This is a genomic window from Halorhodospira neutriphila (genome assembly GCF_016584055.1).
GTDB lineage: Bacteria > Pseudomonadota > Gammaproteobacteria > Nitrococcales > Halorhodospiraceae > Halorhodospira > Halorhodospira neutriphila.
On record NZ_NRSH01000096.1, the window covers coordinates 1 to 8,760 of the forward strand.

Consider the following 8,760-nt stretch of genomic DNA (forward strand, 5'->3'; position numbering starts at 1 on the left):
CGCCCCTCGGCGCCGCGCTGGCCGCCCACCACGGCGCCGAGGGGCGGCCGTGAGCACGGCCCTCGTCTGGCTGCGCCGCGACCTGCGCCTGGCCGACCAGCCGGCGCTGCGGGCCGCCGCCGCGGCGGCCGAGCGGGTCGTGCCGCTCTACGTCCACGCCCCCGGCGAGGCGGACCCGGCCCCCGGCGCCGCCAGCCAGTGGTGGCGCCACCACAGCCTCGCCGCGCTCCAGGCGGCGCTGGCCGCCGCCGGCAGCCGGCTCCACCTCGCCCACGGGCCCACCGTCGCCGCCCTGCAGCACTGGGCCCGGGCGTGCGGCGCTGAGACCGTCTACGCCACCGCCGTCGCCGAGCCCGAGGCCGAGCGCACCGCCCGGGAGGCCGCCGCGGCGCTGGCCGAGGACGGGGTGGCGCTGCGGGTGCTGCCCGACGGGCTGCTCACCGACCCCCACGCCGCGCGCAACCGCAGCGGCGGCATGTACCGCGCCTTCACCCCCTTCTGGCGCACCGTCCGGGCGCAGCTCGACCCGCCGCTGCCGGCGCCCTCGCCGCACCTGCCGCCGCCGGGCCCGACCCCCGAGCCCGAGCCCCTGGCGGCCCTCGGCCTGCTGCCGCGGGTGCGCTGGGACCGCAAGCTCGAGCCGCTCTGGCAGCCCGGCGCCCACGGCGCCGAGCGCCGGCTCGAGGCCTTCCTCCCCGCGGGCGCCGCCGCCTACGGCGAGGCCCGCGACTACCCGGGGCAGGCCGGCACCTCGGCCCTGTCGGCGCACCTGCACTTCGGCGAGCTCAGCGTCCGCCGGCTCTGGCACGCCCTCGCCGACGCCGCCGAGCAGGGCGCGGCCGCCGCGGAGTCGGTCGAGGCCTTCCGCGCCGAGCTCGGCTGGCGGGAGTTCGCCCACCACCTCCTCGCCCAGGAGCCGCGCCTCCACGAGCGCCCGGTGGACCGGCGCTTCGCCGCCTTCCCGTGGCGCGAGGACCCCGACGGCCGGCTGCTCGCCGCCTGGCAGCGGGGCGAGACGGGCATCCCCCTGGTCGACGCCGGGATGCGCGAGCTCTGGGCCACCGGCTGGCTCCACAACCGCGCCCGCATGGTCGTCGGCTCCTTCCTCGTCAAGAACCTGCGCCTGCCGTGGCAGCACGGCGAGGCCTTCTTCCGCGACACCCTCGTGGACTGGGACCGGGCGAGCAACAGCATGGGCTGGCAGTGGGTGGCCGGCTGCGGCGCCGACGCCGCGCCCTACTTCCGCGTCTTCAACCCCGTGCGCCAGGGCGAGCGCTTCGACCCCGACGGCGACTACGTCCGGCGCTGGGTCCCGGAGCTGGCCGGGCTGCCCAAGCAGTGGATCCACCAGCCGTGGGCGGCGCCGGCGGACGCGCGCCGGCGCAGCGGCGTCACCCTCGGGCGGGACTACCCGGAGCCGGTCGTCGACCTGCGCGAGAGCCGCGAGGCGGCGCTGGCGGCCTTTAGGTCGCTGAGTGGAACCAGTCCGTGAGCTGAAGCTGGGGGACGCGCCGGAATTCGCTGGTATTGTGGGTCGGATCTATTGCTTTCTGATGATGATGTCCTATATCTTGATGGGTATGGTGCATGACTCTCTGACCCTGCAAGGCTTCCTGGACTTGGTGCCGGATGAGGCGCATGCTGAGGCGTTGTTCCTGTCGGCGCGCTGGCCGGAGGGCCCGGTCTGCCGCTGGTGCGGCTCCGTCGGCAACGCACGCCGGCTGCCGGGGCGCAAGATGCTGTTCCACTGCCGCGACTGCGGCCGGGCCACCTCAGCGCGCTCAGGTACGCCGATGGCGGCCTCTCACCTTCCGGTCCGGACCTGGCTCATCGCGATGTTCCTGATGGCGTGCTCATCCAAGGGCATTTCCGCCCGTCAGCTCGGCTTCTGGCTCGGCCTCCAGTATCGAACCGCTTGGCACCTGTCGCACCGGATCCGCCAGATGATGGCCAGCGACGATCCGGTGCTGCGTGGCATCGTGGAGATGGATGAAACCTACGTGGGCGGTGGTCCGCGCACTCGGAGCGCGGGCGATGCAACGGATAGCAGCTCCGGACGGGCGCGTCCGAAAGGTCGCGGCACCTCCAAGCCGTTGCTGCTGACTGCCGTCGAGCGCGGTGGGGCGGTTCATGCACGCCGCATCGAAAGCCATCGCACGGATGCGATCACACCCGCGTGGCGCGCCTGGGTCGATCCAGCGGCGCGGCTGATAACGGATGCCTTGCCGGCCTACCGCAAGCTCGGCCGGGCGCATCCCAGCCACCTGACGGTCAACCATTCCAGGCGTGCGTATGCCCGAACCGACGCCGACAGCGGGGAGCGCGTTCACGTCAATACGGCGGAGTCGTATCACGCGCTACTCCGACGCATGGTGGTGGGCGTGCATCACTGGGTCAGTGGCAAGCACCTGGATCGCTATGCTGCTCAAGCGGCGCACGCCTGGAATCATCGCAAACGGGACGCTAACACCTTAATCTCGCTGCTCGCCCGCCCGGCCGAGCCCTTGCCATTCCGGGTGCTGACCGCATGACGGCCACGGCCATCCACCGCACCGACCTGCTGCCCCCGGCGATGAACGCCGGCAAGGCTGCCGCCGTGCGCGAGCTGCTGCGCGCCTGGCGCCGGGCGGCGCGGGCGGTCGCCGCGGACCAGTGGACACGCTTCTTCCGCGACGGCGGCTTCTGCAAGAACCTGTCGGCGGCCCAGGAGGCCGCCGTGCCCGGCGTCGCCGCGGCCAAGGCGGAGGTCGGCGCCGCACGGTTGCAGATGGTGCGCTATCAGGTCGTCGGCACGCTGAGCTCGTTCCTCGCCAACCGCCAGAACGAGTTCGCCGAGATCGTCGCCCGGCACGAGGCGTTCGACGAGCGCACCAGGCACATGCTGCGCGTGGTCAACAAGGCCGAGGCCTGGTTCGATCTGCACCGGGATGTCGTCATGCCGGACACCGGCGAGCCGGTCCCGGACGCGGTGCGCGACCTGGCGCGGCGGATCATGCGGCATGTGCTCGGCCGGCACCGGCGGCCGTCGTTCCAGCGGGTGAACATGGTCATCGACCAGCGCCAGGCCACGCTCGCCGAGGCGAGGTGCGCCTCGGCGTTCCCGCTCTGGCTGCGCCTGGGCACGCTGGAGCGGGGCCGGCGGATCGAGATCCCGCTCCAGTCCCACCCGTACTTCGAGCGGCGGGAAGGCCAGCGCTGCCGGACGGTCCAGGTCAACGAGGACCGGGACGGACGGATCAGCGTGGGCGTCGTCACGGACGTCTCGGCGCCGTTCGCCGCGCAGCGCGCGGCCTACACCCCGCTGCGCGACGATCTCGCGATCGACTTCGGCCTGTCGACGCTGATCGCCACCGACGCTGGCGACCGGATGGGGCGGGGCGCGTTAGAACACCTCGAGCGGCTGGACCGGCGCATCACGCGCATCGCCCGGCACCGGCAGAAGGCCGGGCTGAAGGTACGCTCGAGGCGCTACGATAAGGCCGTGCGGCAGCTGCGTGGCTGGCTGCGCACGGAGATCAACCGCATCCTGAACCGCCTCGTGTACCTGCACCGGCCCGCCCACCTGACGGTGGAGCGGCTGGACTTCCGGATGCCGGGCCTGTCCAAGCGGATGAACCGGCTCCTCACCAACTGCGGGCGCGGCGTCCTCCGCGCCAAGCTCCAGGACCTGGAGGAGCGCTACGGCGTGACGCATACCGAGGTGAACGCCGCCTACAGCTCGCAGGCCTGCTCGCACTGCGGCTGGGTCGAGAAAGCCAACCGCCGCAGCCAATCCGATTTCCGGTGCCGCTGCTGCGGTCGCCGGATGCACGCCGACGTCAACGCGGCCCGGAACCTCGGGGCGAGACGTTCTTGCCCCGTCATGGGGAACCCGCGCCGCCGCCGGCGTGCCGTCCTCGGCGAGGCGCTCCGGCGCTTCGCCGAGCGAAAGCCGTGTCGGCCCCCGGGATCGACGCGGCGATCCCCTGGGTGGGGCTCCAGGGGTGACCCGGATCGGCCTGATGCGCGGGCCGGCCCGGGGATCACGTTGCCGAGCGCGCACCCACAAGATCTCGTGGGTCGAAGCGCAACGCAATAATGCCCTTGTGGGTTACAAGTGTGGCGTTATGGGCTAGAGCAGTGGCAGCGATCAGGGTATCCATAGGGCCGATAGGCGTACCTTGACCTTCGAGCCGAGCGCGGATACGCGCTGCCTGGATGGCCGCTTGCCGGTCAAAAGGCAAAACAGTCACGGTATCAAGCAGCTCATCCAGCTGGCCTCGACGTTTATCGGGCTCGCTGGACTTCGCGATTCCGGTCTCGAGCTCATAGACCACAACGGCCGGAATCAGGATACTAGCTGGTGCAGTGGCTAGTAGATTGCGGGCAACCTCGCCGCGCCCCTTGAAAAAGTAGATCAGCGTGTTGGTGTCTAGGGCAAATCTCACAAGGATTCCCGCGCGCTGTCCGCAGCGCTGCCTTGCCGGAGCTCTTCAGCGGTCGGGAAGTCTTTCCAGGTACCCGCCATCGCTTGGATGGACTCCGGCCACTGGGTGCAGGTGTGCTCCTCGATAACATAGGCGACCCAACGGCTGACCGGCAGACCCGCTGACTGGGCTGCTCGCTTGAGGCGACGCTCATGCTCATCGTCGAGATAGATGGTGACCTCGCCCACGGATACACCTCTTGAACATATACGAAGATGACTACACGTCATATTATGCATCATTAAAGCATCGGCCGAGCCCCTATGAACACAACCAGCGACGCCCCCGCCCCCCTCGCCGAGAGCCGCCTGCACAGCCTGACGCGGCTGCACAGCGGCAAGGTGCGCGATATCTACGCCGTCGACGACGAGCGGCTGCTGATTGTCGCCACCGACCGGCTCTCCGCCTTCGACGCCGTGCTCCCCGACCCGATCCCCGGCAAGGGGGCGGTGCTGACGCGGCTGTCGAGCTTCTGGTTCCGGGAGACCGCCGGGATCGCCGCCAACCACCTCCTCGAGACGCCGCCCGAGGCGGTGGTGGCCGCCGACGAGGCCGAGCAGGTGCGCGGCCGGGCGGTGGTGGTCCGGCGCCTGGCGCCGCTGCCGGTGGAGGCCATCGTCCGCGGCTACCTCGCCGGCTCCGGGTGGGCGTCGTACCAGCGCGACGGGACCGTCTCGGGGGTGGCGCTGCCCGCCGGGCTGCGCCAGTCCGACCGGCTGCCGGCGCCGATCTTCACGCCGACGACCAAGGCGGCGGTCGGCGAGCACGACGAGCCGATCTCCTTCGAGCGCACGGCGGAGCTCGTCGGCGCCGAGCGGGCCGAGCGCATCCGCGAGATCGCCCTGGCGGTCTTCCGCCACGCCACGGCCCACGCCGAGGCGCGGGGGCTGCTCATCGCCGACACCAAGCTCGAGTTCGGCCTCGCCCCCGACGGCGAGCCGGTGATCATCGACGAGCTGCTCACCCCGGACTCCTCGCGCTTCTGGCCCGCCGACGCCTGGCAGCCGGGCACGGCGCCGCCGGCCTTCGACAAGCAGTACGTGCGCGACCACCTCGAGGCCGTCGGCTGGGACAAGCGCTCCGCCCCGCCGCGGCTGCCCGAGGACGTGATCCGCAAGACCGCCGAGAAGTACCGGGAGGCGGAGCGGCGGCTCACCGGGCCTGCCCGGGCGTAGCCGCCGGGTGCCGGGATCTTGACAAATTATCAAGATTGGCGCCTGCTCTGCTGTACTTACCGCTATAATCGTCCTATTTCAATGGCTTCGAGTCATGCGTCTCTCCAGCTCTGAGCAAGAGGTGATCCGGACCGTAGCGCATGAGGTGCTCGGCGCCGGTGTGACCGTTCGGCTGTTCGGCTCTCGAGCCGACGACCGCGCGCGGGGAGGCGATATCGACCTGCTGATCGAGAGCGATCGAGTGGTCCCGGATCGCGCCACGGCCGCGAGCCGGGTGGCGGCGCACCTGCAGAGGCGGCTAGGGGATCAGCGGATCGATGTGCTCATCATGGACCCGGCGACAGCACGACTCCCGATCCACGACGAGGCCCTGAGGACGGGGGTGAAGCTTTGACGCGGTACCCGGCGAGCCCGCGGCTGGTCTTTCTGCTCGACACCGTCTACCGAGAGGGCGTGCATCTTCGGTACACGCGGGATCGGCTGCTGCCGACGCCTGTGGATTCTGGCTGGGTCGGCGCCTTGGAGGACGATCCGGAGCGAGCCGAGCGGCTCGATGCGTTCGTTGCCCGCTACGGGCGGATGCAGGACACGATTGGCGACAGGCTGGTCCCGAGCCTGTTGCGAGACCTCCTCGAGACACCGGGTGCCGCCCTGGACAATCTGAACCGGATGGAGAAGCTAGGGCTGCTGAGCTCGGTTGCAGACTGGATCGAGGCGAGGAACCTTCGAAACCGCCTTGTCCATGAGTATATGCGGGATATCGAGGAGTTCGCCGCCGCGATCAACCGGGCCCGTAGCTGCGTGGATCTGCTCATCACGACGTACAACCACATTCGGGATTACACGGCACAGCACCTCGTCCCACCCGAGGGCCATACATGGCCTGAAAGGCTGAACCTATAGCGGCCATATAACGGCCCGGTCTGCCGCTGGCTCACAGTGGATCCGCCCCTTCATTAAGGATCCCGATATAGCGGCTGTAGGCGTAGACACGGCCCCGTCGGCGGCCGGTTAGCTCCTCGACGATCCCGAACGACTCAAGGGCCTGGACGGCGCGTCCGGCGGTGGGTGCGGAGAGACCGGTGCGCTGGCGAACCTCCCGGATCGTCGTGATGGGGCGGGAACGGAACACGTCGAAGACCCGCAGGGCGTTGGGGGCAGCGCGGCCGAGCGTCTCGATCCTGCTCGCATCCTCGCGGAATAGCGAGACGAGCCGATCCGCGGTATCGACGGCGCCGTTGGCCGTCGCCTCGACCCCCTCGAGGAAGAACTCGATCCAGCCCTCCCAGTCGCCTCGTGTCCGCGTGCCCTCGAGCAGCTCGTAGTAGCGGGCTCGGTGCTGCTTAAAGTAGAGGCTCAAGTACAGCAAGGGGTCTCGCAGTACACCCTGCTGGTGCAAGATGAGCGCGATCAGGAGCCGACCGATACGCCCGTTACCGTCGAGGAAAGGGTGGATCGTCTCGAATTGGACATGGGCGAGGGCTGCCTTGATCAGCGCCGACAGCTGGAGCTCCTCATCGTTGATGAAGCGCTCCAGATCCCCCATGCAGCCCTCAATCCGCTCCGGCGGCGGCGGTACGAATGCGGCGTTCCCCGGTCGTGTTCCCCCGATCCAGTTCTGCGTGCGGCGAAAGCTCCCCGGCTGCTTCTGTGCGCCCCGTCCACGGGCTAGAAGCAGCTGATGGGTCTCCCGCAGTAAGCGGTTGCACAAGGGGAAGCCTGAGCGCAGCCGCTGCAGCGCGTGCTCTAGGGCAGCGATGTAGTTGGAGACCTCGACGACGTCGTCGAGCGGTACGCCCGGGACCTCGTCCAGCTCGAACAGGAGCAGGTCGGACAGCGAGGACTGGGTCCCCTCGATCTGGCTGGAGAGCAGCGCCTCCCGGCGCACATAGGCGTAGAGGAACAAGTCCGGATCTGGGAGTAAGCGGGTGATGGCGTCGAGCCGCCCGCAGGCGACTAGGGCCTGGTCATGGAGGCGTGAGAGCCCTCCCGCCATCTGGACGGGCGGCTGCGGGGGCAGTGCGTAGGGCGCGAAGGCCTGGATGGCCTCACCGCTGGTCGTCCTCGTGAGGTACTCGCCGGAGGGGCCTCGCTGCATCGTGATTTTCACTTGTGAAAAGAGCTCGCCTTATTATTAACACAAAAGGGGTATAGTGTTAATTAACATGGCGCGTAGCCCGACGCCCACGGGCGCTTCACCCTCCTCAACTCAGCCGGCGGGGGCTCGAGCAGGCCTGCGGGCAGTTCAGGCCTACCTGCCCGCCGGGCCGCTAGCGGCTACCCCTTCCGGATTATACGGTAACGGCGACGGCGCCTTTATCATCCGCGCAGTCTGCCTTATTGTCTTTCCGCAATCGCCGTTTGTGGTAGCCTTATTGCATCTATGGCCAATCCTTTGGAGTCGCCTGTGGAGCCCCAAGAAGACTGCCAGAGCTGCCCCGTCCGCTCGGCGGCCCTGTTCGGGGAGATCAGCCCGGAGCTGGTCGAGCGCGTCCAGTCCGCCACGCAGCCGCTCGCGCACCCGGCCGGCGAGGTGCTCTTCGAGGCGGGGCAGCGCGCCGACGCCGCCTTCACCCTGCGCGAGGGGACGGTCAAGCTCGTGCGCAGCCAGCCCGGCAACCGCAGCCAGATCGTGCGGCTGCTCGTCGGCGGCGATCTGCTCGGGGCCGAGGGCCTGTTCGGCGAGCCCTACCAGCACACCGCCATCGCCCTGACGCCGGTGCGGCTCTGCCGCCTGCCGATGGCGCTGCTCGAGCTCCTGCGCACCGAGGATCCGCGCTTCACCGACGCCCTGCTCGGCCGCTGGCGCCGGGCGCTGAGCGAGGTCGAGACCCTCGCCGTGGAGCTCGGCACCTGCAAGGCCGAGGAGCGGCTGGCGGCCTTCTTCCTCCACTGGCAGCGCAAGCACGACAAGCACGGCGACAGCGTCGACTGGCTGCCGCTGCCGCTGTCGCGCACCGAGCTCGGCGAGCTGCTCGGGCTGCGCGTGGAGACGGTCAGCCGCCTGATGGCGCGCTGGAAGCGCGAGGGGCTGCTCAAGGAGGCCGGCGGCAAGATCCAGCTCCTCGACACCGCGACCCTCCACGGCACGGCCACCGACGAGGGGCTGTGCACCTGAG

10 protein-coding genes are annotated in these 8,760 nt (G+C 69.8%); 7 read left to right on the plus strand and 3 right to left on the minus strand.

Going from position 1 to position 8,760, the window contains the following annotated elements; translation table 11 throughout:
* Nucleotides 1-49 precede the first annotated feature (49 nt).
* Genes CKO13_RS08705 through CKO13_RS08715 form a run of 3 tightly spaced genes read left to right on the plus strand, consistent with a single transcriptional unit; the run spans nucleotide 50 to nucleotide 4,078 of the window.
* Complete coding sequence (locus tag CKO13_RS08705) at nucleotides 50-1,492, plus strand: FAD-binding domain-containing protein (protein ID WP_200259604.1); 1,443 nt, start codon at nucleotides 50-52, stop codon at nucleotides 1,490-1,492.
* Entirely contained in the window at nucleotides 1,476-2,531 is a 1,056-nt protein-coding gene (locus CKO13_RS08710) for an IS1595 family transposase (protein ID WP_200259607.1), read from the plus strand. The genes CKO13_RS08705 and CKO13_RS08710 overlap by 17 nt, the downstream gene beginning before the upstream one ends.
* Nucleotides 2,528-4,078, plus strand: coding sequence for a zinc ribbon domain-containing protein (locus tag CKO13_RS08715; protein ID WP_200259609.1), 1,551 nt, complete (start codon nucleotides 2,528-2,530; stop codon nucleotides 4,076-4,078). The genes CKO13_RS08710 and CKO13_RS08715 overlap by 4 nt, the downstream gene beginning before the upstream one ends.
* Here CKO13_RS08715 and CKO13_RS08720 read toward each other — a convergent pair.
* A complete protein-coding gene (locus CKO13_RS08720; protein WP_200259612.1) occupies nucleotides 4,023-4,427 on the minus strand; it encodes a PIN domain-containing protein in 405 nt (134 codons plus the stop codon). The genes CKO13_RS08715 and CKO13_RS08720 overlap by 56 nt on opposite strands.
* Nucleotides 4,424-4,654 (minus strand): CopG family transcriptional regulator, encoded by a 231-nt coding sequence (locus tag CKO13_RS08725; protein WP_200259615.1) that lies wholly within the window; start codon nucleotides 4,652-4,654, stop codon nucleotides 4,424-4,426. The genes CKO13_RS08720 and CKO13_RS08725 overlap by 4 nt, the downstream gene beginning before the upstream one ends.
* 75 nt (nucleotides 4,655-4,729) lie before the next feature.
* On the opposite strand from CKO13_RS08725, the gene CKO13_RS08730 reads away from it, so the two are divergent.
* The 3 genes from CKO13_RS08730 to CKO13_RS08740 all read left to right on the plus strand — a co-directional run bounded on the left by CKO13_RS08730 (nucleotide 4,730) and on the right by CKO13_RS08740 (nucleotide 6,544).
* Nucleotides 4,730-5,641 (plus strand): phosphoribosylaminoimidazolesuccinocarboxamide synthase, encoded by a 912-nt coding sequence (locus CKO13_RS08730; RefSeq protein ID WP_200259618.1) that lies wholly within the window; start codon nucleotides 4,730-4,732, stop codon nucleotides 5,639-5,641.
* A gap of 94 nt (nucleotides 5,642-5,735) precedes the next feature.
* A complete protein-coding gene (locus CKO13_RS08735) occupies nucleotides 5,736-6,035 on the plus strand; it encodes a nucleotidyltransferase domain-containing protein (RefSeq protein WP_200259621.1) in 300 nt (99 codons plus the stop codon).
* Complete coding sequence (locus tag CKO13_RS08740; protein WP_200259624.1) at nucleotides 6,032-6,544, plus strand: Rossmann-fold NAD(P)-binding domain-containing protein; 513 nt, start codon at nucleotides 6,032-6,034, stop codon at nucleotides 6,542-6,544. The genes CKO13_RS08735 and CKO13_RS08740 overlap by 4 nt, the downstream gene beginning before the upstream one ends.
* A 31-nt stretch (nucleotides 6,545-6,575) precedes the next feature.
* On the opposite strand, the gene CKO13_RS08745 is transcribed toward CKO13_RS08740, so the two are convergent.
* On the minus strand, nucleotides 6,576-7,739 hold the full coding sequence (locus tag CKO13_RS08745) for a Fic family protein (protein ID WP_200259630.1): 1,164 nt from the start codon (nucleotides 7,737-7,739) through the stop codon (nucleotides 6,576-6,578).
* A gap of 309 nt (nucleotides 7,740-8,048) precedes the next feature.
* Here CKO13_RS08745 and CKO13_RS08750 point away from each other — a divergent pair, with 309 nt between their 5' ends.
* Nucleotides 8,049-8,759 (plus strand): cyclic nucleotide-binding domain-containing protein, encoded by a 711-nt coding sequence (locus CKO13_RS08750; protein WP_200259627.1) that lies wholly within the window; start codon nucleotides 8,049-8,051, stop codon nucleotides 8,757-8,759.
* The last annotated feature ends 1 nt before the right edge of the window (nucleotide 8,760 follow it).

Bases quoted from the DNA above. Each gene is read 5' to 3' on its own strand.
- CKO13_RS08715 (WP_200259609.1), top strand. From the start codon at position 2,528: ATGACGGCCACGGCCATCCACCGCACCGACCTGCTGCCCCCGGCGATG.
- CKO13_RS08730 (WP_200259618.1), top strand. From the start codon at position 4,730: ATGAACACAACCAGCGACGCCCCCGCCCCCCTCGCCGAGAGCCGCCTG.
- CKO13_RS08735 (WP_200259621.1), top strand. From the start codon at position 5,736: ATGCGTCTCTCCAGCTCTGAGCAAGAGGTGATCCGGACCGTAGCGCAT.
- CKO13_RS08745 (WP_200259630.1), bottom strand. From the start codon at position 7,739: ATGCAGCGAGGCCCCTCCGGCGAGTACCTCACGAGGACGACCAGCGGT.